Origin of the sequence: Micromonospora sp. NPDC049048, assembly GCF_043197615.1 — a bacterium.
Classification (GTDB): Bacteria; Actinomycetota; Actinomycetes; order Mycobacteriales; family Micromonosporaceae; genus Micromonospora.
The window spans coordinates 53,115-75,010 of the sequence record NZ_JBICTM010000012.1; the positions used below are offsets into that span (position 1 = coordinate 53,115).

16 protein-coding genes are annotated in these 21,896 nt (G+C 73.5%); 6 read left to right on the forward strand and 10 right to left on the reverse strand.

The genetic code is table 11. From position 1 onward, the window contains the following. Window positions 1–90: 90 nt before the first annotated feature. The 3 genes from ACGFIG_RS29075 to ACGFIG_RS29085 are packed head-to-tail and all read right to left on the reverse strand — an operon-like array spanning window position 91 to window position 2,766. Window positions 91–492, reverse strand: a complete 402-nt coding sequence (locus ACGFIG_RS29075; protein ID WP_393008293.1) for a Zn-ribbon domain-containing OB-fold protein — start codon at window positions 490–492, stop codon at window positions 91–93. Next, window positions 489–1,643, reverse strand: a complete 1,155-nt coding sequence (locus ACGFIG_RS29080; RefSeq protein ID WP_393008295.1) for a hypothetical protein — start codon at window positions 1,641–1,643, stop codon at window positions 489–491. Before ACGFIG_RS29080 ends, ACGFIG_RS29075 begins: the two co-directional genes overlap by 4 nt. 7 nt (window positions 1,644–1,650) lie before the next feature. Beyond that, window positions 1,651–2,766, reverse strand: coding sequence for a CaiB/BaiF CoA transferase family protein (locus ACGFIG_RS29085; RefSeq protein WP_393008297.1), 1,116 nt, complete (start codon window positions 2,764–2,766; stop codon window positions 1,651–1,653). 13 nt (window positions 2,767–2,779) lie between these two features. On the opposite strand from ACGFIG_RS29085, the gene ACGFIG_RS29090 reads away from it, so the two are divergent. Then, window positions 2,780–3,664 (forward strand): SMP-30/gluconolactonase/LRE family protein, encoded by an 885-nt coding sequence (locus tag ACGFIG_RS29090; RefSeq protein WP_393008299.1) that lies wholly within the window; start codon window positions 2,780–2,782, stop codon window positions 3,662–3,664. A gap of 9 nt (window positions 3,665–3,673) precedes the next feature. Here ACGFIG_RS29090 and ACGFIG_RS29095 read toward each other — a convergent pair whose 3' ends face one another. Then, a complete protein-coding gene (locus tag ACGFIG_RS29095; RefSeq protein ID WP_393008301.1) occupies window positions 3,674–4,333 on the reverse strand; it encodes a GntR family transcriptional regulator in 660 nt (219 codons plus the stop codon). A 106-nt stretch (window positions 4,334–4,439) separates the two neighbouring features. On the opposite strand from ACGFIG_RS29095, the gene ACGFIG_RS29100 reads away from it, so the two are divergent. The 4 genes from ACGFIG_RS29100 to ACGFIG_RS29115 are packed head-to-tail and all read left to right on the forward strand — an operon-like array spanning window position 4,440 to window position 7,681. Next, on the forward strand, window positions 4,440–5,600 hold the full coding sequence (locus tag ACGFIG_RS29100) for an acyl-CoA dehydrogenase family protein (RefSeq protein ID WP_393008303.1): 1,161 nt from the start codon (window positions 4,440–4,442) through the stop codon (window positions 5,598–5,600). Continuing rightward, the gene (locus ACGFIG_RS29105) at window positions 5,597–6,394 is read left to right on the forward strand and encodes an HpcH/HpaI aldolase/citrate lyase family protein (RefSeq protein WP_393008305.1); all 798 of its coding nucleotides are present in this window, start codon (window positions 5,597–5,599) and stop codon (window positions 6,392–6,394) included. Before ACGFIG_RS29100 ends, ACGFIG_RS29105 begins: the two co-directional genes overlap by 4 nt. A gap of 43 nt (window positions 6,395–6,437) precedes the next feature. Then, a complete protein-coding gene (locus tag ACGFIG_RS29110) occupies window positions 6,438–7,289 on the forward strand; it encodes a MaoC family dehydratase N-terminal domain-containing protein (RefSeq protein WP_393008307.1) in 852 nt (283 codons plus the stop codon). A 47-nt stretch (window positions 7,290–7,336) separates the two neighbouring features. Further along, the gene (locus ACGFIG_RS29115) at window positions 7,337–7,681 is read left to right on the forward strand and encodes a YrhB domain-containing protein (protein WP_393008309.1); all 345 of its coding nucleotides are present in this window, start codon (window positions 7,337–7,339) and stop codon (window positions 7,679–7,681) included. Window positions 7,682–7,746: 65 nt separating this feature from the next. On the opposite strand, the gene ACGFIG_RS29120 is transcribed toward ACGFIG_RS29115, so the two are convergent. From ACGFIG_RS29120 to ACGFIG_RS29145, 6 genes are all read right to left on the reverse strand, one after another. Beyond that, the gene (locus ACGFIG_RS29120; protein WP_393008311.1) at window positions 7,747–8,214 is read right to left on the reverse strand and encodes a hypothetical protein; all 468 of its coding nucleotides are present in this window, start codon (window positions 8,212–8,214) and stop codon (window positions 7,747–7,749) included. Between the two features lie 77 nt (window positions 8,215–8,291). Next, complete coding sequence (locus ACGFIG_RS29125; RefSeq protein ID WP_393008313.1) at window positions 8,292–8,954, reverse strand: HAD family hydrolase; 663 nt, start codon at window positions 8,952–8,954, stop codon at window positions 8,292–8,294. A 105-nt stretch (window positions 8,955–9,059) separates the two neighbouring features. Continuing rightward, the gene (locus tag ACGFIG_RS29130; protein WP_393008315.1) at window positions 9,060–9,623 is read right to left on the reverse strand and encodes a hypothetical protein; all 564 of its coding nucleotides are present in this window, start codon (window positions 9,621–9,623) and stop codon (window positions 9,060–9,062) included. A gap of 185 nt (window positions 9,624–9,808) precedes the next feature. After that, a complete protein-coding gene (locus tag ACGFIG_RS29135; RefSeq protein ID WP_393008317.1) occupies window positions 9,809–11,482 on the reverse strand; it encodes an amino acid adenylation domain-containing protein in 1,674 nt (557 codons plus the stop codon). Next, on the reverse strand, window positions 11,479–18,825 hold the full coding sequence (locus ACGFIG_RS29140) for an amino acid adenylation domain-containing protein (protein WP_393008319.1): 7,347 nt from the start codon (window positions 18,823–18,825) through the stop codon (window positions 11,479–11,481). The genes ACGFIG_RS29135 and ACGFIG_RS29140 overlap by 4 nt, the downstream gene beginning before the upstream one ends. Next, complete coding sequence (locus tag ACGFIG_RS29145; RefSeq protein ID WP_393008321.1) at window positions 18,822–20,660, reverse strand: condensation domain-containing protein; 1,839 nt, start codon at window positions 20,658–20,660, stop codon at window positions 18,822–18,824. Before ACGFIG_RS29145 ends, ACGFIG_RS29140 begins: the two co-directional genes overlap by 4 nt. 219 nt (window positions 20,661–20,879) lie before the next feature. Between ACGFIG_RS29145 and ACGFIG_RS29150 the strand changes: the two genes are divergently transcribed. Further along, entirely contained in the window at window positions 20,880–21,890 is a 1,011-nt protein-coding gene (locus ACGFIG_RS29150; protein WP_393008323.1) for a 3-oxoacyl-[acyl-carrier-protein] synthase III C-terminal domain-containing protein, read from the forward strand. Window positions 21,891–21,896: the final 6 nt, after the last annotated feature.

A 21,896-nucleotide genomic window follows, 5' to 3' on the forward strand; every position in this document is an offset into this window, starting at 1 on the left:
TGAACCGTGCCACGCTGTCCTCCCGATTCGATGTTGTATCCAATATACACTTGGTAGCTCCTGCGGACGCAGAAGCGAATCAAATTTGTGTTACGGATTCGCGCGGGCCACGAGTCGCGGCCCGGCCGCGTACGACTCGACCCCGACCCGCACCCGCTGCCCGACCCGGAGGTCGCCGTAGCGGCTCCCCGCCACCGAGGCCATCACCACGGCGCCGGCGTCCAGCTCGACCAGGGCGACCACGTACGGCACGGACAGATCCGGGCGGTGCAGGTAGTCCTTGACGAACTCCACGAACGACCAGATCCGGCCCTCGCCGGCCTGCCGGCGCCACTCGTGCCGCCCGCCCCCGCACCGACGGCAGCGATCCGGCCGGGGCAGACTCACCAGCCCGCACCCGCCGCAGGTCGCCAGCACGATCTCGCCCGCCCGCAGACCTGCCAGGTGGGGGGCGATGGCCGCAGACGTCGCAGTCGGCTCGGGGACGCTCATCGCCCCTCCCCGGACCGGCGGTAGAGGATCGTGGAGCTCACCGGCGCGGTCGCGGCGTACGCGACCAGCCGCGCTGGGCGCGCCGGTCGCGCGACGGCGTCACCGCGCACCTGCCGCACCGCCTCCACGTTCAACGCCCAGCCCTGCATGTACCCCTCGGAGAGGTGCCCGCCGGCGGTGTTGAGGGGCAGCGGCGCGTCCGTCCCGACGCCCTGGTCGACAACCCAGTCCGCCGCCTCCCCCGGGCCGCAGACCCCCATGCCCTCGAGGGTGAACAGGACGTTCGGGCTGAAGTTGTCGTAGATCATGGCGACGTCGAGGTCGTCGACCGTGGTCCCGGCCATGCGATGCGCGCGTTCGTGGGCCGCACGGGCGGCCGTACGCCAGTAGTCGGCCGGGGGAAGGTCGGAGCTCGCCAGTCGGCTCTGCTGTCCCCAGCCCGCGATCTGCACCGCGACCCCGGGCAGATCCGCCGCCCGCTCCGCCGTGGTGACCACCATCGCGACCCCACCGTCGTTGATCATGCAGTAGTCGTGCAGGCGCATCGGCCGGACGATGGCGCGGCTGGCCCGGTACTCCTCGGGCGTCAGCGGTACGCTCATCGCCGCGCCGGGGTTGCGGATGGCGTGGTCCCGGAAGGTGACCGCGATCGTCTCCAGCGCCGCGGACGCCGAGCCGAACTCGGCCTCGTAGCGCTGGAGCATCAGCGCGTAGAACGCCCCCGGCGAGGTGAGCCCGTACGCGCGGTGCAGCTCCGGGTGGCTGCCGTAGCCCTCCGCCGCGACACTCGATGTCGCGCCCAGGCCGCCGTAGGTGTGCCCTCCGGAGCGGCTGTCGTTGCCGTAGGCGAGGACGACGGCCGTGCACTCGCCCGCCTCCACCGCGCGGGCGGCCAGGGCGATCGCCGGGCCCGTCATCCGGCCCTCGGCCGGCACCTGCAGCGAGAACGCGGGCGAGATCCCGAGCCGGGCGGCGATCGTCTCGTAGGAGCTGACCCGCTGCGTGATCAGGCCGTCGAGGTCGTGGGCAGCCAGCCCGGCGTCCACCAACGCCGCCTCGACGGCCTGCACGGCCAGGTCGTCGGCCGTGCGGCCGGGGTGTACGCCGAAGCCGGTCGAGCCGATCCCGATCACGACCGCGGTCGCGGGCATGGTCACCTCAGCCCCAACGACTCAGCAGGTCGTCCAGGGTCTCCTGGGGCGGCGTCTCGGCGCGCGTCGACGGCGTCCGGGAGAAGCGCGGCGCGGGGCTGGGGTGCAGGTAGCCGTCGTCGGTCACGTAGACGGCGCGCTCCGCGACGTGCGGGTGCCGGGCGGCCTCGTCCAGGTTCAGCACCGGACTGACGCACGCGTCCAGCTCGGCGAACACCTTGTCCCAGTGCGCGAGGTCGTGCTGCGCGATGCGAGCCGCGAAGATCTCCTTCATCGCCGGCCAGTCCTCGCGGGAGTACTGCGGCGGGAGGTCGCCCTCGTCGAGCCCGAGGCCGACAAGGACCTGGCGGTAGAACCGCGGCTCGATCGCGCCGACCGCGAGGAAGCGGTCGTCCGCCGTGCGGTAGACCTCGTAGAAGGGCGATCCGGTGTCGATGGTGTTGGTGCCGGGCTCGTCGTTCCAGTTCCCACGACCGCGCCAGCCGAGGACCGAGGTCATCAGCAGGGCGGCGCCGTCGAGCATCGCCGCGTCGATCACCTGACCGCGGCCCGAGCGGGTGCGCTCAACGTACGCGGCGAGCACGCCGACGACCAGGAGCATCCCCCCGCCGCCGTAGTCACCGACGAGGTTCAGCGGGGGCAGCGGGCGCTCGCCGTGGCGTGCGAGGTGGTGGAGGACCCCGCCGACGGCGAGGTAGTTGACGTCGTGGCCGGCGCTGCGCGCCAGTTCGCCACCCTGACCCCAGCCCGTCATCCGGCCGTAGATCAGCCCCGGGTTGCTCTCCTCGAACACGTCCGGACCGAGGCCCAACCGCTCCATCACGCCGGGGCGGAACCCCTCCAGGACGATGTCGGCCCGGTTGATCAGGTCGATCGCGCGCTGGCGGGCCTTCTCGTCCTTGAGGTTGAGTTCGTACGCCGCCCGGCCGCGCCAGATCGGGCCGAAGTGGTCGTGAGGGTCCTCGGGGTCACGCGGCGGCGAGTCGATACGGACCACGTCGGCGCCCATATCGGCGAGCATCATGCTCGCGAACGGCACGGGTCCGAGCCCTGCCATCTCGACCACCCGGACACCTGTCAGCGGACCTCGTTGCACCTTCATAATGGATACAATATTTAACATCAAAGGAGGCCCGATGCAACCCTTCCACGACCTGTCGCTGACCCCGGCGACCTTCCGGAGCGTCGCCGCCGGGATCGGCTTCACCGAGGGCCCGGCCCGCTCCGGCACCTCCGACGTCCTGGTCACCTCGATGACCCGCGGCCTGGTCTACCGCGTAGCCCTGTCCGGCGACGGGGCCGAGGAGTTCGCCGAGACCGGCGGCGGCCCGAACGGACTCGCCGTCGGCACCGAGGGCGACCTGCTGGTGATGCAGTCCGGCGCGACGGTCATGCCGACCAGGTCCGCCGTCCCCGCACAGCCGGGCATCCAGCGGATCGCCGCCGACGGCACCGTGAGCACGGTGACCACCGACGTCCACTCCCCCAGCGACGGCGTCCTCGGCCCGGACGGTCGGCTGTGGTTCACCGATCCCTCGGCGCACGACCTCGACAGCCCCACCGGCACCGGAGCGGTGCGGGCGCTGGACCTCAGCACCGGGGTGATGGCCGATGTGATCACCGGTCTGGCGTTCCCCAACGGCCTCGCCTTCGCCGCCGACGGCACCCGCCTCCTCGTCGCCGAGACCGGGGCACGGTGGATCCGTCGCTACGATCTCTCCGGCGGCGCCGCGACGCCCGACGGCTGGATCGCCCGGATGCCCGAGGGGCATCCCGACGGCCTGGCGCTCGACGCGCTCGGTCGGGTCTGGGTCGCCGGGAGCACCGGCGCGAACATCGTCGTCTTCGGCGCCGACGGCACGGTCGCGGGCACCATCGACTTCCCCGTGGGCCACATGGTGACCAGCCTGTGTTTCGCCGGGGAGGACCTGCGCACCCTGGTGGTGACGATGCCCAAGGGCGGGCAGGTGCTGGCGGCGCCGGTCGACTGCCCCGGCCTGCCACTTCCGGTCATGCGCTGAGCCGACGCGTCAGGACGGCGCGACCCCGACGCCCGCCCCACGAGCGCGGTGTGCGACCAGGAGTTCCCCCGCACGCCGGACGTGGGCCGACATCGCCTCCCGGGCGGCGTCGGGGTCCCCGGCCCGCAGCGCGACGATCACCTGCCGATGGTCGGTGGCCGAGGCCTCGGGCCAGCCGCTCACGTTGGCGAAGAACAGGCGCGGCGCGTAGCGGGAGGTCAGCTTGAGCAGCACAGCCAGGCGCGGCACCTCGGCGGCGACGTTGATCGTCCGGTGGAAGCCGTGGTTGCACCGCTCGACCTCGTCGGCCGCTCCACGGGCCGCGGCGGCCTCGAGCTCCACCTGGAGTCGCTCCAGCCCGTCGAGGTCGCGCCGGCTCATGGTCCGCACCGCCCGGGCCGCCAGCTCCCCGGAGAGCCAGCTCTGGGCGGCGTACACGTCGGCAAGGTCCTGGTCGGTGATCGGCAGCACCTTGAAGCCGCGGCGCGGGTACTGCTCGAGGAAGCCCTCGGTCGCCAACTGGATCAGCGCCTCGCGGACCGGGGTGACGCTCGAGTTCAGGTCGGCGGCCAGCAGGTCGAGCCGGAGGAAGGAGTCGGGCACGACCTGGCCGGTGACGATCAGCTCTCTGACATGGTCGGCGATCTCGCGCGGCTTGCTCCGGCTCACGCCCACACTCTGCCACATATGCGGGATCGCTCACACATATACGATATCCAAGTTGCGTGTACGATCCGGGTACGCCTTCGTCCCGCCCCTGCAGAGAGGCCCTGCCGTGTACGAGCTCAATGAGGAAGAGAGCGCGATCGTCGCGCTGGTCCGCGACTGGATCGACCGCGAGGTCAAGCCCCAGGTGCAGGAGCTCGAACACAGCAACACGTACCCGGAGAAGTTCATCGAGCAGATGAAGCGGATGGGCATCTACGGCCTGGTCATCCCCGAGCCGTGGAACGACGCGTCCGTCTCGGTCCCCTGCTACGCGGCCGTCACCGCGGAGCTGGCACGCGGCTGGATGAGCCTCGCCGGCGCGATGGGCGGCCACAGCGTGGTCGCCAAGCTGCTGCTCAGCTACGGCACCCGGGAGCAGCAGGACCGCTACCTGCCGAGGATGGCCACCGGCGAGATCCGGGCGACGATGGCCCTGACCGAACCCGGCGGCGGCTCCGACCTCCAGGCGATGCGCACCATCGCCCGCAAGGAAGGCTCGGAGTACGTCGTCAACGGCTCCAAGACCTGGATCACGAACGCCCGCCGGTCCCAGCTCGTGGCGCTGCTGTGCCGCACCGACCCGCACGCCGAGCCGACCCACCGCGGGATGAGCATCCTGCTCGTCGAGAAGGGGGCACCCGGCTTCGAGGTCTCCCGGGACCTGCCCAAACTTGGTTACAAGGGCGTCGAGAGCTGCGAGCTCTCCTTCGACGACTTCCGGGCGCCCGAGGATGCGCTGCTCGGCGGCGTCGAGGGCCAGGGCTTCGCGCAGATGATGCGCGGCCTGGAGATCGGGCGGATCCAGGTGGCCTCCCGCGCCCTGGGCGTCGGCGCCGCCGCGCTGGAGGACGCGCTGCGCTACAGCCAGCAGCGCGAGAGCTTCGGGCAGCCGATCTGGAAGCACCAGTCCATCGGCAACTACCTGGCCGACATGGCGACCCAGCTGACCGCAGCCGAACAGCTCGTCATGTACGCGGCCCGCAAGTACGAGTCCGGCGAACGAGCCGACATGGAGGCCGGGATGGCCAAACTGTTCGCCTCCGAGACCGCCATGAAGATCGCCCTGGACGCCATCCGGATCCACGGCGGATACGGCTACTCCACCGAGTTCGACGTCGAGCGGTACTTCCGGGACGCTCCCCTGATGATCGTCGGCGAGGGAACCAACGAGATCCAGCGCAACGTCATCGCCCGCCAGCTCGTGGCGCGCTCCAAGGTGTCGTCGTGAGGTTGGGTGGGCCCTGGCTCTTCGTGCCCGGCACGCAGGAACCGCGCTTCGCGAAGGCGCACAGCGCCGGGGCGAGTCAGGTCATCGTCGACTGGGAGGACGCCGTCGATCCGCGGGACAAGGACGGCGCCCGCGAGACCACCGCCCGTTGGCTGGCGTCGAGTCCCCCCACCTGGGTCCGGGTGAACGCGGCGTCCACCGAGTGGTACGAGTCGGACGTCGCCGCCCTCGAACGCCTCGACGGCCTGGCCGGCGTCGTCGTCCCCAAGGCCGAGGATCCCGGCGTACTCCAGCACGTCGGGGATCGCCTCGCGCGGCCGGTGATGGCCCTCGTCGAGTCGGCGCGGGGACTCGACCGGGCTCGCGAACTGGCTCGGACGCCCGCCGTCGTGGCGATCGCCTTCGGCTCGCTGGACTTCGCCCACGACCTGCACTGCGCGCCGACGGACCGGGCGCTCCTGGCCGCACGCAGTGAGCTGGTGCTGGCATCCCGCCTCGGCGACCTCGTACCCCCGATCGACGGCGTGACCGCCAACGTCCAGGACCCGCAGGCAGCCGCGGCCGACGCCAGGCTGGCCCGCGAGCTGGGGTTCGGAGGCAAGCTGTGCATCCACCCGAGGCAGATCGCGCCGGTCCGTACGGCGTTCGCACCCTCCGAGTCGGAGCTGAGCTGGGCACGGGCGGTGCTGGCCGCAGCAGCGGACACCCGGGGAGCCGTGCTCGGCCCGGACGGCGAGATGATCGACCGACCCGTCATCGAACGAGCCCACGCGATCCTGGAATCGACGATCTGACCCGGGAGCCCACCCTGCCCGGCCTGCCGTTCGGAGAAAACTGATGGAGCGCCCCACCGTGCTGACGCACGAAGAAGTACTCACCCCCGAGCACGCGGAGGCGTTCGCCTCCCTCGTCGACGTACCGGTGCCGGACCTGGCCGCCGACGGCCTGCCCCTGCTGTGGCACTGGCTGTACCTCTCGGTCTGGCCGGCGCAACGCGACATCGGCGCTGACGGGCACCCGACCCGGGGAAGTCTCCCGGTGCCGCCGGCTCCCGGTCAGCGGCGGATGTGGGCCGGCGGACGGGTCCGCACCCGGCACCCTCTCGTCACCGGCCGCACGGCCGTACGCCGTAGCGAGGTGGTGTCGACCACCACCAAACAGGGACGCTCCGGCCCCCTCACCTTCGTCGTGGTCGAGCACCGGATCACCCAGGACGGCGTGACCTGCGTGGTGGAGGAACAGGACATCGTCTACCGCGAGGCCGTGGCCCCGGACGGCCCCGGACCGGTCCCGACCCCTGACGGCCCGGCCGCGACACCCGCCCCCGTCGCCGTGCCCCCGGCTGCCGGCGAGCGCAGGGTCGCGCTCGATCCGCCCCATCTGTTCCGGTTCTCGGCGCTCACGAGGAACGCCCACCGCATCCACTACGACCACGAGTACGCGAGGTCTGTCGAGGGGTACCCGGCGCTGGTGGTCCACGGCCCGCTACAGGCCCTCCTGATGGCCGAGTCGGCGCGGGCAGCCGGAGCTGTGGGACGCCTGACCATGAACTACCGCCTGGTCTCCCCCCTGCTCGAACACCAGGGCCTGGTCACCGGTTCGGAGCCGAGCCCCCACGGCTGGAACGTGCACGTGCGCGACGACAGCGGACGAGTCACCGCCACGGGAACGGTGTCGAACGAGGAGTGACGCGCCGGCGCAGCGCCCGAGGGCCACAGGAAACTGCTGCACCCCTCGTGCGACGGCACACCGGCCACCACGCTCAGAAGCTGATCACCATCGCCCTCGGCGTCCGTGCCACCAGGAACGCAACGGGCACGGTGACGAGGGATCATGAGACGGTGATCTCACTGGATTCTGCCCGGCAGCTCGCCGAACGGTTCCTGGATGCTGAGGTCAGAGGTCACTTCAGTCATCCGGTGGTCATCGTGGACTCCGCTGTCGAGGACCTTGACGAGGCGTACGTCTTTCCCTACAACGGGAAGGCGTACGTCGAAGCCGATGACTGGCATCAGGCCATGGCCGGCAATGTCCCCGTCGTGGTGAACAAGCGGACAGGCAGAGTAAGCTTTTCTGCCTGAGCCGCGGCGATGCAGGACAGGCGGCAAGAACCTGGTGCACAGCAGCCGTTCCGTCTGGGGATCGCTCAAGATGCCGGACTATCGGCACGTGGAGACGGCCACGCGCTGTCCCAACTCGCCCAGACGTCAACCTCGCCAGCCGACTCCACACCCGTCGCCAGCAGCAGCGAGATGACCGCGACCAGGCGGGTGAAGACCACGACCGAGGAGCCATACAAGCCCTCGCCCACGGCCGTGACGACCAGACCCGTGGCGAGGTTCCGGCCTGCGGCGTGGAGAGCCTCGGCGTACTCCGGCTCGGGCGGCCCGACCCTGACCTCATCACATGGAACGGAGAGCGCGACGGGCGGATGGAGGTCGAACTGGACTCCAGGCGAGTCACTGACACGCGCCATCAGCAAGCCGTACGAGGACGAGTGTCCCAGACGACCCCGGTACTCGACGCCGACGACGTCGATCTCGGCCGGCGTCGGGCCGGCGTCGCCAGTCCACGCGGTCAGGCTGCAAGACTCCCGCCGGAACTCCCTGCGCATGGGCCGCACCGTAGCGGAACGCCGCAGCTCGCGCGGCCTGGGGATCAGGAAGAAGATCGCGGATGCCCGGTCAGGTGCTACCGGCCGGACTCCTCACCGCGCAGTACGTGGACCGCGGCCACGACGTCCGTGACGGTGCGGTCAGGCAGGGGGAGCTCCGCCGGCCAGTCCATCCCTCGGCTGACCCAGAGGGTGGCAAGCCCCGCCGCACGGCCACCCTCGACATCGAATACCGGGCTGTCCCCGATCGCCCAACCGCCGCTCCGCAGATCCACGCCGCACCCATGGGCTGCCGCTTCGAAGATCTCACGTGCCGGCTTCCGGATGCCCAGCTCGCCGGACACTGCCCAAGCATCGACGCACCGGTCCAACCCCGTACGCCTGATCTTCCCTAGCTGGTTGTCGGCCTGGCCGTTGGTCACGATCGCGACCGCCCAGCCGTCGTCGCGCAGTAGGGTCAGCGACGCCAGCACCTCTTGGCGGCAGCTCACCAACTCGGGCATCCGGCGGCGGTACTGCCTCCATGTTTCGTCCACCGAGGCTGCCAGTCCGAAACGCTTCGTCACCTTGCCGAAGAACCAATCGCGGGGCACAACCCCGTCTCGATCCGTGACGATCAGCCAGGCCAACGCGTCGTCCGGCAGTCCGCGGTCGGCGCAGAACTCGACCGCCCAGCGCCGGAACGCCTCCGAACGGTCCACGAGGGTGTTGTCGAGATCGAAGAGCGCCAACCGCTGCATGGTGGACAACGTATCGGTCGAGAGAAGCGGATCCCCTCGTCGAGATTCATCAGACCGCCCATCCTTCCCGGAAGGGACAAGGTGGAGCGTGCTACCGGACGAGTCTCAATAGCGCCGCGCGGAATCCAGTGCTGCTCTACGAACACTGATCTGGATCGCGCAGACACCCCGCTCTGGACCGAGGTAGAAGTGGTCGATCCTGATATCCGTGTCCGCGATGCCGGCGGCCCAGAAATCTCGGCGGGTCGATCGCGGTGGCAGATCAACGCCAAGGTCAGTCAAGCGCCTCCACGCCTGAGCCATCGCGGTGGCCTGGTCCTCGGATGATCCCAGCGACACCCAGTCTTCGTCGTGTTCCCTCTGTAGGCGCCGCCCCACTGCCGCCAAGCCCTTCTGTTTCCTGCTCCTGCCCACACTGCGACAGTGGCGCATCGGAACAGTCAGGACAAGGAAGATCCCCGCACCGCCAGTTGAAAGATCGCTCCCGGCGGATCTGAGCTGTCCGGGGCGCCTGGTCAGCGCCGGTGCCGAGTTCTGCCGGGTATAGGGCTGAGGCAGGGGGAGCCACTGTTGGATGAGCGGGTCCGCGCAAGCCTGATTTTCCTCGACGTCGTTCGCGGCGAAGGGCCGCAGCAAGAGATCACCCGCCAGCAGGCGGGTCTCGGGCAACGTGGGAATCATTCCTGCTGCCTCCGGCTGATCATTGTGTGCGGCTGACGCTAGCAGGGCCTGCTACCAGGTCACTCGGCGCTCGTTGAACTCCTTTCTGGTCCCCGTTCCCTGGCCCTGACCATGGCCTTGTGACCCGTGTCGGGAGATTCGTGACGCCGTCCTGCGTGCGGTCGGCCGGCAACTCACCCCGGTACCCCGAGCACGTGCGTGCTGCCGGTACGTGTCGGCCACGGCAGCGCCGCGCGGTCGAGCTTGCCGTTGGCGGTGGCGGGAAAGCCGTCCACGAACACCACCGCGGCCGGCACCATGTAGTCCGGTAGCGCGGCGGCGGCGTGCCGGCGCAACTCCCGTACGGTCGGCCGGCAACCGGCGGCCGGCACGACGTAGACCACCAGCGCGCGGTCGCCGTCGCGGTCCGGTCGGGCCAGCGCCACCACCTCCCGTACGCCCGGGTGCCCGCGCAGGCGGTGCTCGACCTCGGCCAGCTCCACCCGGGCGCCCCGGATCTTGACCTGCCCGTCGGCCCGGCCGAGGAAGGTCAGTGTCCCGTCGGGGCCGAAGCTCGCCCGGTCGCCGGTGCGGTAGAGCCGGCCGCCCGGGTCGGGCCCGAGCGTGTCCGGGACGAACCGCTGCCGGGTCAGCTCCGGCTGGCCGTGGTAGCCGAGGGCAAGGACGTCGCCGCCGATGAGCAGGTCGCCCGGCACCCCCGGTGGGCAGGGGCGCAGTTCCTCGTCGACCACCCAGTACTGCGCGTTGTCGATCGGCCGCCCGTACGGGATGCTGCGCCAGGTCGGGTCGACCTCGCCGACCTCGAACCAGTTCGACCACACCGTCGCCTCCGTCGCGCCGCCGAGGCTGACGACCGTCGCCCCGGGGAAGACGGCGCGTACCTCGTCCGGCAGCGTCAACGGCGTGTAGTCGCCGCTGAGGTAGACCAGCCGCAGGTCGCCGGTGCCGTCGGCGCCCCGGTGGGCGCCGAGCAGCGGCGCGAGGTGGGCCAGCGTCGTCGGCGCCGAGTTCCAGAACGTCACCGGCTCCCGCAGCAGCACGTCGCGCAGCAGCTCCGGGTCGCGCCGCTGCGCGTCGTCGGCGAGGTAGACGCCCGCCCCGTACGCGGGCAGCCCGAGCAGGTCGAAGACGGACAGGTCGAAGCCGAGCGAGGTGACCGACAGGCCCAGGTCGTGCGGGCCGAAGCCGTGCGTACGGCGGCACCAGGCGAAGAGGTTGTGCAGCGGGCGATGCGCCACGGCGACGCCGTTGGGACGGCCGGTGCTGCCGGAGGTGAAGACCACGTAGGCGGTGGAGTCCGCGCCGGTGCCGGGATCCGGAGGGTGCTTTTCGCGGGGGTCCGCGACCGGGGCGTCGGCGGCCACCGGGCGCACCCCCGGCGGCACCCGCCAGCCGTCCTCGCCCCCGGCGACGACGAGCAGCCGCACACCGGCCTCGGTCAGGAGGGTGTGCGCGCGCTCGGCGGGCAGCGTCGGCTCGACCGGCACGTAGCAGCCACCCGCCTTCAACACCCCGTACACGGCGACGGCCAGCAGCGGGCCGCGCGGCACCCGGATGCCCACCGGCGTCTCGGGGCCGACCCCGTGGTCGCGCAGCGCCCACGCCAGCCGGTTGGTGCGCCGGTCCAGCTCGGCGAAGGTCAGCGCGCCGCCGGCCCAGCGCACCGCCACGGCGTCGGGGCGGCGCCGGGCCTGCGCCTCGAACAGCCGGTGCACCGGGCCGTCCGCCGCGTACGCGCGGCCCGTACGGTTCCACGCCCGCTGTCGCGCCGCCGCGTCGGCTGTCGCCGGGGCCGCCGCGTCGGCTGTCGCCGGGGCTGGCGACCGGCCGCCGGCCGGGGCGGTCACCGGTCGCCGTCCAGCACGGCGCTGATCACGTCGGTCAGATGCACCAGCAGCGGCGGCTTCATGATCCCGATGTGGTCCCCCGGCACCCGGTGCAGCTCGATGCCGCCGCCGACCAACTCCTCCCAGCGGGCGAGGTAGTCGGCGAACGTCTGGCCCGAGGAGACCACGTGCTGGCCGTTGGCGAGCGCGTCGCTGGCGATGAGGTGCAGTTTGCCGGCGTAGCGGGGGTTCGGGTACTCGATGAGCGCCTGCAACGACTCGCGCCAGACCCGTACCATCCGCGGCCAGGCGGTGCCGACGCCGCGCTCGGGCAGCGCCATGCCCTCCTTCTCGTCGATGTCGTTCGCCACCCGCTCGTAGAGGTCCATGATCTCGGCCCGGCGCTCGGGGGTGTCCGCCTCCGGCCCGCCCCGGTCGATCTCCAGGACCAGCTTCTCCAGCCGGCGCACGAAGCCCATCTGCTCGTAGAACTTCGGCCGGGTCTGCGCGTCGAGCACCGGGTCGAGCAGCATGAAGGTGACGTCCTCACCGGCGTCGAGCAGCAGGGTGGCGAGCTCCGCCGCGATGGTGCTGCCGCCACACCAGCTGAACAGCCGGTACGGCCCGTGCGGCTGGGCGGCCCGCAGCTCGTCGAGGTGCCGGCGGGCCATCTCGGCGGCGGTGGGGATCGTCGCGTGGTCGCCGTGCGGCTTCGGCCACTCGAACGCGGCCAGGGGCAACTGCGGGTCCAGGTACGGCAGGAAGCGCTGGAACCAGTGGGCGCTGCCGCCGCCGGGATGGATGCAGAACAGCGGCGGGGCGCTGCCCCGGCGCAGCCAGAGCATCGCCCGGTTGCGGTTGCCGGGCTCGGCCGGCGCCTCCGGGCCGCCGACCGCCCCGTCGGTGATCGCGGCGGCCAGCCGCGCGACGGTCTGGTGCTCCAGGAAGGCCCGGAACGTCAGCTCCACGCCGTGCGACTCCCGCACCAGCGAGATGATCCGCATCATCGCCATCGAGTGGCCGCCGAGGTCGAAGAAGTCCTCGTCGATGCCGACCTCGTCCAGCCGCAGCACCTGCGCCCACGCGTCGGCGATGGCCCGCTCCAGCGGCGTACGGGGCGCCACCCGCGTGCTCCGCTCGGCGGGTCGCGGCTCGGTCGCGACCAGCGCGGCGCGGTCGACCTTGCCGGAGGCGGTCACCGGGAACTCCTCCACCACGTGGCAGCGGGTCGGCACCAGGTGCGCCGGCAGCCGGCGGCGTACGTGCTCGCGCAGTTCGGCAGCGGACGGGGTGGCGCCGCAGCTGCCGGCGGTGGGCCGGACGAACGCCACCAGCGTCGCCTCCTCCGTGCCCGCCGCGGCGACCGCGACGGCCGCGGCGGCCACCGCCGGGTGCGTCTGCAGCGCGTGCTCGACCTCGCCCAGCTCGATGCGGAAGCCGCGGACGCTGACCTGCTGGTCGCCGCGGCCGTGGAAGCGCAGCGTGCCGTCTGCCGCGCGGGAGACCACGTCACCGGTGCGGTACATCCGGGTACCGGCCGGTCCGAACGGGTCGGGGACGAACCGCTCGGCGGTCAGCCCCGCGCGGCCGAGGTAGCCACGGGCCAGGCCCGCCCCGGCGACGTGCAGTTCGCCGCGTACCCCGGCGGGCAGCGGTCGCCCCTCGGCGTCCAGGACGTGGCACCGCACGTTCGCCAGCGGGGTGCCGATCGACGGCATCCGCTCCGGCGAGCCGGCGGCGACCGGCGCGTACGTGGCGGCGACGCACGCCTCGGTGGGGCCGTACAGGTTGACGAAGGCGGCGTGCCACGCCCACCGGTCGGCCTCCCCGGCGGGGCACGCCTCGCCGCCGACCAGGGTGACCCGCAGGCGCGGGAAGTCCGCCGGGTCCAGCCGGCTGAGCATCGACGGCGGCAGGAACAGGTGGGTCAGCGTGGCCGCCTCGCCACGCAGGTCGTCCGGGTCGCGGTCGGGCGCGGGCAGCACCAGCTCGGCGCCGGCGGTGAGAGCGGCGACCAGTTCGGACACCGACGCGTCGAAGCCGACCGGGAAGAACTGCAACATCCGGTCGCCCGGCCGGAGGTCGAAGACCTCCTGCTGCGCGTGGCGGAGGTTGCGCAGCGCCCGGTGCGGCACGGCCACCCCCTTGGGCCGCCCGGTGGAGCCGGAGGTGTAGATGACGTACGCGAGGTCGTCCGGCGCCACCGTCACCTCCGGCGCGGCGACCGGCATGTCGAGCTGGGCGGACTCGTCGGTCACGTCGACCGTCGGCACGTTCCTCGGGCCGGACTTGGCGAGGCCGGCCGGTGGCCGCCCGGCGGTGAGCAGCACCGTGGCCGCCGTGTCGGCGAGCATGAACCGCAGCCGCTCGGCCGGGTACGCCGGGTCCAGCGGCAGGAACGCGCCGCCCGCCTTCAGCACGGCCAGTACGCAGACGGCCAGGTCGGGCGTCCGGGGCAGGCAGACGCCGACGACCGAGTTCGGGCCGACGCCGAGGGTGCGCAGCCGGTGCGCCAGCCGGTTCGCGCGCAGCTCCAGCTCGGCGTAGTAGACCTTGACGATGCCCTGCCGCAGCGCGACGGCGGTCGGCGCGGCGCGGGCCTGCCGCTCGACGAGCCGGTGCACCGGCTCGTCGCTGTCGAAGGCCCGCTCGGTGCGGTTCGGCTCGACGAGCACCCGGTCGCGGTCGGCCGGCGCCAGCGTCACCGTCCGCGGCGATCCCGCCGCGGCCGGCACCTCATCCAGGAGGGCGCCCCGGGCGGCGTCGGGAGCGGGGGCGACGCCGGAATGGGAAACGGCGTCGGGAGCGGGGGCGACGCCGGCCGCCATCGCGGCCAGCACCCGCCGGTAGGTTCGGCCGACCAATTCCAGGTAGGGCCGGTCGATCCGGCTCGGCCGGCCCAGCAGGCGCAGGTGACCCGGGAACGACACCGCCGAGAACGGCTGCTCGCTCGGGCTGAAGTCGGACTCCAGGTCGATGCCGGAGTCCCAGTCGAGCACGTGGAAGTCCAGGTAGGTGAAGCTGACGTCGACCAGCGCCGAGGCGTGCCGGCCGTCGCGCCGCATCGCGGCCATCGGGTAGCGGCGGTGCGGCCAGAGCCGCGTCTCCCGGTCGAAGACCGCCCGCACCAGCCCCGGCCAGCTCCCGGCGGTCAGGTCGACGGGGAACGGCATCGTGTTCAGGTACATGCCGATCACCTCGTCGCCGCGCAGCCGCTCCGGCCGGCCGTTGCCGACCAGGCCGGTGAAGAAGCGCTGCCGCCCGGTCAGCAGGCCCCAGGCCGCGAGGTGGGCGGCGTGCAGCACGCTCTTCAGCGACACGTCCGCGTCGGCCGCGAGCCGACGCAGCGCCGGCTCCAGGTCGGCGTACGCGACGACGACCGAGTCCGGCGCGTCGTCGCCCGGCCCGTCCGTCCCGGCGCCCCACTCGGTGGGGATCTCCAGCTTGTCGTCGGCCGTGATGGTGGCGGTCCAGAAGTCCCGGTCCACCGTTGAGCGCAGCGACTCCTGTTCGGCGGCGACGAAGTCGGCGAACCGGACGGCGGGCAGCGGGGCCGGCCGGGGTACGCCGCCCCGGCGCAGTGTCCGGTAGTGCGCGAGCAGCTCGGCGATCACCGAGGTGTGACTCCAGCCGTCGAGGATCGCGTGGCACTCGACATGGGTGAGCCACCACTCGCGCTCCCCGGTGCGGTGCACCGTGTAGCGCAGCAGCGGCGGCACCGCCAGGTCGAACGGCGCGGCGCGCTGGGCGAGCAGGAACTCGTCGAGGACCTGACGCTGCGCGGCCGGCGGCAGGTCCCGCAGGTCGTCCAGGTCCACCGGCAGCTCGGCGGTGGCGTGCACCAGTTGCAGCGGCCGCGTGTAGCCGGCGAGCGCGAAGGAGGTACGCAGGATCTCGTGCCGGCGTACCAGCAGCGCCGCCGCCGCGCGCAGGTCGGCCAGGTCGAACGGCGTCTCGTCCTCGATCCGGTAGCAGCTCACGTTCACGTAGACCGGCCGCTGCGCGGCCAGCATCTCGTACACCATTCCCGCCTGCGTCTCGCCCATCGGGTACGCATCGACCAGGCCCGGCGGCAGCAGCGCCCGGTCGGCGTCGGAGAGCAGCGCGAACGGCGCCACGACCGGCGGCTCGACTGCGCACGGGGGCGCGTCGGCCGGGCCGTCCGGCGTCCGCGTGCCGACGAGGTCGGCCAGCTCGGCGACGGTGGCGTGCCGGAACAGGTCGTGCACCGACAGCGGCAGGCCGGCCGCCCGCAGTGCCCCGACGGCGCGGATCGCCCGGATCGAGTCGCCGCCGTGCGCGAAGAACCCGTCGTCGCGGCCCACCGAGTCGACACCCAGCCCGTCGGCCACGGCCCGCGCGATCGTCCGCTCCAGCGCGGTCCGGGGCGCGGCCCCGGCCGGCGCGTCGTCGGCGGGCGGCGCGGGCAGCGCCCGGTGGTCGACCTTGCCGGCGGTGGTCAGCGGCAGCGCGTCGAGCACCACCCACCGCGCCGGCACCAGGTGCCGGGGCAGCCGGGCCCGGGCGTACGCCGCGACCCCGTCCCGGTCGAGCGCCGGACCGGCCGCGTCGCGCGCGCCGACGAGGTACGCGACGAGCCGGTCGTCACGCACGGCGACCACGGCGGCGGCGACGTCCGGATGTGTGCCGAGCACCGCCTCCACCTCGCCCGGCTCGACGCGCTGGCCGTGCAGCTTCACCTGCCGGTCCAGCCGGCCCAGGTACTCGATCGTCCCGTCGGTGCGGTGCCGGACCAGGTCGCCGGTGCGGTAGAGCCGTCCGCCGGGCGCGGCGCCGAACGGGTCCGGCACGAACCGGTCGGCCGTGTGCCCGGGGCGGCCGAGGTAGCCGCGGGCGAGCTGCACGCCGGCCACCACCAGCTCGCCGGGCACGCCCGCCGGCAGCAGCCGCAGGTCCGCGTCGACGACGTAGGCGCGGGTGTTGGCGACCGGCCGGCCGATCGTGACCGGCTCCCCCGGCAGGCATTGCGCCGCCGTCACGTCGATCGTCGCCTCGGTGGGGCCGTAGAGGTTGTGCAGCTCGCAACCGAACCGCTGGTGCACGCCCGCCGCCAGCTCGGCCGTCAGCGGCTCGCCGCTGGCGAAGATCCGGCGCAGCGACGGCAGCTCGCCGGTCGGCGTGTCGAGGAAGGCGCGCAGCATCGACGGGACGAAGTGCAGTGTGGTGACGCCGTGTTCGGCGATCGTGGCGGCCAGGTACGCCGGGTCCCGGTGCCCGCCGGGACGGGCCACGACCAGCGTCGCGCCGCTGACCAGCGGCCAGAACAGCTCCCAGACCGAGACGTCGAAGCCGTACGGCGTCTTGTGCAGCACCCGGTCGGTGCCGTCGAGCGGGTACGCCCGCCCCATCCAGGCGAGCCGGTTCGCCAGCGCGCGGTGGGTGACGACGACGCCCTTGGGTCGGCCGGTCGAGCCGGAGGTGTGCAGCACGTACGCCGGGTGGTCCGGGTCGGGGTCGCCGAGCGGCCCGGCCGGCGCGGCGGTGCCCACGTCGGGCCGGAGCAGCGTGCGCGCGGTGGTGCCGACTGCCGCCCGGTCGGTCACCACCACCCGTACCGAGGCGTCGGTGAGCAGCTGTTCCAGTCGCCGCGGCGGGCTCTCGGTGTCCAGCGGCAGGTACGCGCCGCCGGCGGTGAGCACGGCCAGCAGCGCGGTCACCAGCTCCGGGCCGCGCTCCAGGCACACCCCGACCGCCGACTCGGGGCCGACACCCGCCGCGCGCAGCCGTGCCGCCAGCGCGGTGACGCGGGCGTCGAGTTCGGCGTACGACAGGGTGTGCCCCGCCGCCCGCACGGCCACCGCGTCCGGCGTCGCGGCCACCTGGGCCCGGAACAGCGCGGGCACCGTGCCGGCGGGCACCTCGGTGGCGGTGTCGTTCCAGCCGACGAGCAGCCGCTCGCGCTCGGCCGGCGGGATCAGGTCGATCTCGGACAGCGGGGTGTCCGGGGCCGCCGCCACGCCGGCCAGCAGCTGCCCGACCTGCGCGGCGAAGCGCTCGATCGTGGCGCGGTCGAACAGGCCGGTGGCGTAGACCAGGGCGCCGGAGAGCGAGCCGTCCGGCTCCGGGGAGACCGACAGGGTCAGGTCGAACCTGGCGTCGGCGAACGGGATCGGCACCGGCAGGACGTCCAACCCGGGCACCTGGAAGGCGTCCTGCCCGGCCTCCTGCCAGACGAACATCGTCGAGAACAGTGCCGTGCGCGCCGGGTCTCGGTCCGGCGCGAGCTCCTCGACCAGCTGCTCGAACGGCAGTTCCTGGTGGGCGAAGGCGTCCAGCGAGGTGCGGCGGACCCGCTCGACCAGCTCGCCGAACGTGGGGTCTTCGGTCAGGTCGGTGCGGACCACGACGGTGTCCACCAGGAGCCCGACGACGTCCTGCACGTCGTCGTGCCCGCGTCCGGCGACGGGCGTGCCGACCGTGACGTCGCTGGTGCCGCCCCACCGGCCGAGGACGACCGCGTACGCCGCCAGCAGGAGCATGAACGGCGTGGCCCGGTGCCGGCGGGCCAGCCGGCCCAGCGCCCCGGCCACCCCGGCGGGCACGGTGAACGGCACGACGTCGCCGGCGGTGTCCCGTACCGCCGGGCGGGGGCGGTCGGTCGGCAGCTCCACGGGCGTGACGCCGGCGAGCTGGCGGCGCCAGTACGGCAGCTGGGCCTCCCGCAGCGCGTCCCCGCGCAGCCGCTGCCAGACCGCCACGTCGGCGTACCGCACCGGCGGCGGGGACAGGTCGGCGGGGCGGCCATCGATCGCGGCGGCGTAGCGGTGGCGCAGCTCCTCCAGCAGCAGGCCCTCCGACCAGTGGTCCACGGCGATGTGGTGGGTGGTGAGCAGCAGCAGGTGCTGGTCGGGTTCCCGGCGTACGAGCAGCGCGCGCAGGATCGGCCCGGCGGCCAGGTCGATCGGTTCGCGGTCGACCGAGACGAGCCGGTTCAGCAGGGCGCACTGCGTCTCGCTGTCCAGGTGGGTGAGGTCGCGGACCGGCAGCGGCACCGGGGCGGGCGGGTCGACCAGCTGTACCGGCTCGCCGTCGGCGCCGACCGGATAGCGGGTGCGCAGCACCTCGTGCCGGGCCACCAGCCCGTCGAGGGCGACGCGGAGCGCGGCGACGTCCAGCCGGCCGCCCGGGCGGTCGGTCAGGTGCAGCGCGATCTGCACCAGGTACTCGACGCCGCCGGGGCGCAGCCGGTCCAGGATCCACAGCCGGCGCTGCGCGTACGACAGCGGTGGCGGCTGCGCCCCGCAGGCCCGGGGGATGCCCGCCTCGGGCAGCGGGTCGAGGCCGCGCAGCCGGCGGGTGAGCAGCTGCTCGTGCGGGGTGGGCGGCTTCGCGGTCTCGGTCATCGGGTTCCTTCCCGGGCGGCGCGGGACAGCAGGTCCCGTGCCTGGCTCTCGGAGAGTCGGCTGACGTCGGCGCGGACCGCGGCGGTGACCGCGGCCGCGAGGGCGGCCACCGAGGTGGCCTCGAACAGGACGTGCAGGGGAAGCTCGACGGCGAACGCCTGCCGCAGCGCGGTACGCACCCGGGCCACCAGCAGCGAGTGGCCGCCGAGGTCGAAGAAGTCGTCGTCGGCCGCGATGTCGTCGACGCCGAGCAGCCGCGCCCAGATCCCGGCGACGGCCTGCTCGACGGGGTCGGTCGGCGCCCCGACGGCGGACGCCCGCCCGACGCCGCCGTCGGCGGCGGCCGGCACGGGCGGGGCGCCGGGCGCGGGCGGGGCGCCCGGCGCGGGCGAGGTGTCGGACGCGGGCGAGGTGTCGGACGCGGGCGGGGCCCCGGACACGGGCGGGGCCCCGGGCGCCGGGGCCGGCTGGAGGGCGCGGGCCTCCGGCTCGCCGGCCAGCCGTTCCAGCAGCGTGACGTAGTCCTCGGCGAGCCGTCGCATCGTCGCGCGGTCGAACAGTCCGCGGGCGTACTCGAGGACGCAGCTCAGGTCGCCGGCCGCGCCCCGGCAGACGGTGAACACCAGGTCGAACTTGGCGTCGGTGGCGGTCAGGGGCAGCGGCTCGACCGTGGCGCCGCCGAGCGTGCCGGGCGTCTCCCCCGTGTGCAGGACCTGGAACATGATCTCGAAGAGCGGATTGCGGGCGGGATCCCGGCGGGGCCGGACCGCCGCCACGACCTCCTCGAACGGGACGTCGTTGTGGGTGAGCGCGGCCAGCACGGTCGCCCGCACCCGCTCCAGCACCCGCACGAACGACGGCCCGCCCGCCAGGTCGGTCCGCAGCACCAGGGTGTCGACGAAGAAGCCGACCAGGTCCTCGGTCTCCGGCGCGTCCCGCCCCGCGGCGGGCATCCCGACCGCGATGTTCGTGCGGCCGGTGCGCTGCGCCAGCAGCACCTGGAAGGCGGCCAGCAGCGTCATGAACGCGCCCGTCCCGTACCGCTCGCCGACGGCGTCGACCAGCCGCGCGACGTGCGCCGGCACGTCCAACGTGAGCACGTCGCCACGGCGATCCCGGCGGGCGTCACGCGGGCGGTCGGTGGGCAGCAGGACCGGTTCGAGTCCGGCGAGCTGGTCGCGCCAGTAGTCGACGCCGGCCGCCCCGGCGGCCTCGCGCCGGGCCCGCTGCCACGACGCGACGTCGGCGTACTGCACCGCCGGCGGTGCCGGCAGGCGCCGGCCGGTCAGCACCGCGCGGTACGCGTCGTCGAGGTCACGCCGCAGCACGTCGCACGACCACGCGTCGGCCGCGATGTGGTGCAGGGTGAGGCCGACCAGGTGCTCCGTCGGCGCGAGCCGGGCCACCACCACCCGCAGCGGGTGCTCCCGGCGCAGGTCGAACGGCCGGTTGCCGGTCGCGTCGAGCAGCGCCGCCGCCCGGGTGCCGGCGTCCGGTGCGCCGGCGAGGTCGACGAGGGTGACGTCCACCGGGCCGGGCGGGTCGACCAGCTGCACCGGCCCGCCGTCGCCGTCGCCGTACCGGGTGCGCAGCACCTCGTGCCGACGGACGACCTCGGTCACCGCGCGGGCGAACACCTCGGGATCCCACGGTCCGCGCAGGCGCCACCGCAGCCAGACCAGGTACTCCGTACCGTCGCCGCGCAGCCCGTCGAGGAACCACAGGCGCTCCTGCCCGGGCGACAGCCGCAGCGGGCCGCCACGCGGCACCGGCCGGATCCGGTTCCCGCTGCCGCGCGGCGGGGCGTTCGTCTGGGTGGGCATCCGGCTCGGCATCGGCGTCTCCCCCTTCACCGGCGGTCGGCATCGGATCGAGACTCGTGGACGCCGGCTGGCCGGTACCAGAGAAGGACCGGCAACGCCTCTGCCGGTCCTTCTCTGTCCCGCCGCCCGCCGTGCTCGGCACAGTGGCACCGAGTCGGCGGATGCGGGCCACCGGCCGGCGGCCCGCGACGCGACACCCACGACGGCCCCTGCTACCGAAGGGCGGCGAACATGCCCGCAACCATGGCGGTACGGACCATGGCGTCCTTCCTGCCGCACCGGTCGGTCGCGGTGGCGGAGCTGCCGGAACTGGCGTACCTCGGGCCAGGCGAGCGGGAACTCTGCGCCGGCCTCGGCATCGACCGCGTCCGCGCCGACCCGGGGCTGGACGCGTTCGACCTGGCCGCGGGCGCCGCCAGCCGGGCCCTGGCGGCCGCCGGGCTGGCCCCGGAGCGGGTCGGCGCGCTGGTCGTGGTGGAGTCCCGCGCGCCGGCAACGCTGGTCAGCTCCGCCGAGACCCGGTTGCAGGCGCACCTCGGCACCGACCGGGCGCTGACGTTCTCCGTCGGCGGGCTGGGCTGCGTGTCGGTCACGCCGGCGCTGCTGGTGGCGCGCGGCCTGCTGGCCGCCGACCCGGGGCTGTCCGACGTCCTCGTCGTGCACGGCAGCACGCCGGCCACGCCACGGCGCTACCGGCACCCGGTCACCGTCAGCGGCGACGGCGGGCTGGCCGCGGTCGTCTCGCGCGACGGGCCGCTGCGGGTCCTCGACGTGCTGCAGGAGACCGACGGCCGCTACTGGGACCTGTTCCGGGTGGACTACCGGGACCGCCCGTCGGCCCGCTGGACCGAGCGGTGCCGCGACCCCCGGGAGTACTCCTTCCAGCTGGCGCTGGAGAGCCGCAACCGGCTGCGCACGATGTACCAGCGCCTGCTGGAGCGCAACGGGTTGGCGCCGACGGACATCGCCCGGCACCTGAGCCACAACCTCTCCACCGGAGCGTTCCGCTTCGTCGAGGAGACGCTCGGCGTGAGCGTCTCCTCGACCTGCCACGACAACCTGCGCGACCTGGGCCACCTCGGCCCGAACGACGTGCTGCTGAACCTGGCGACCGAGATCGGGGCGGGGCGGCTGCGGGGCGGCCAGCGGGCCGTTCTCGTCAACTCCAGCCCCGTGGCCGCCTGGAGCCTGGTGCTGGTCGAGTTCGACGGCGGCCCGGTGTCCCCGGAGACGGTCGACTGAGATGGG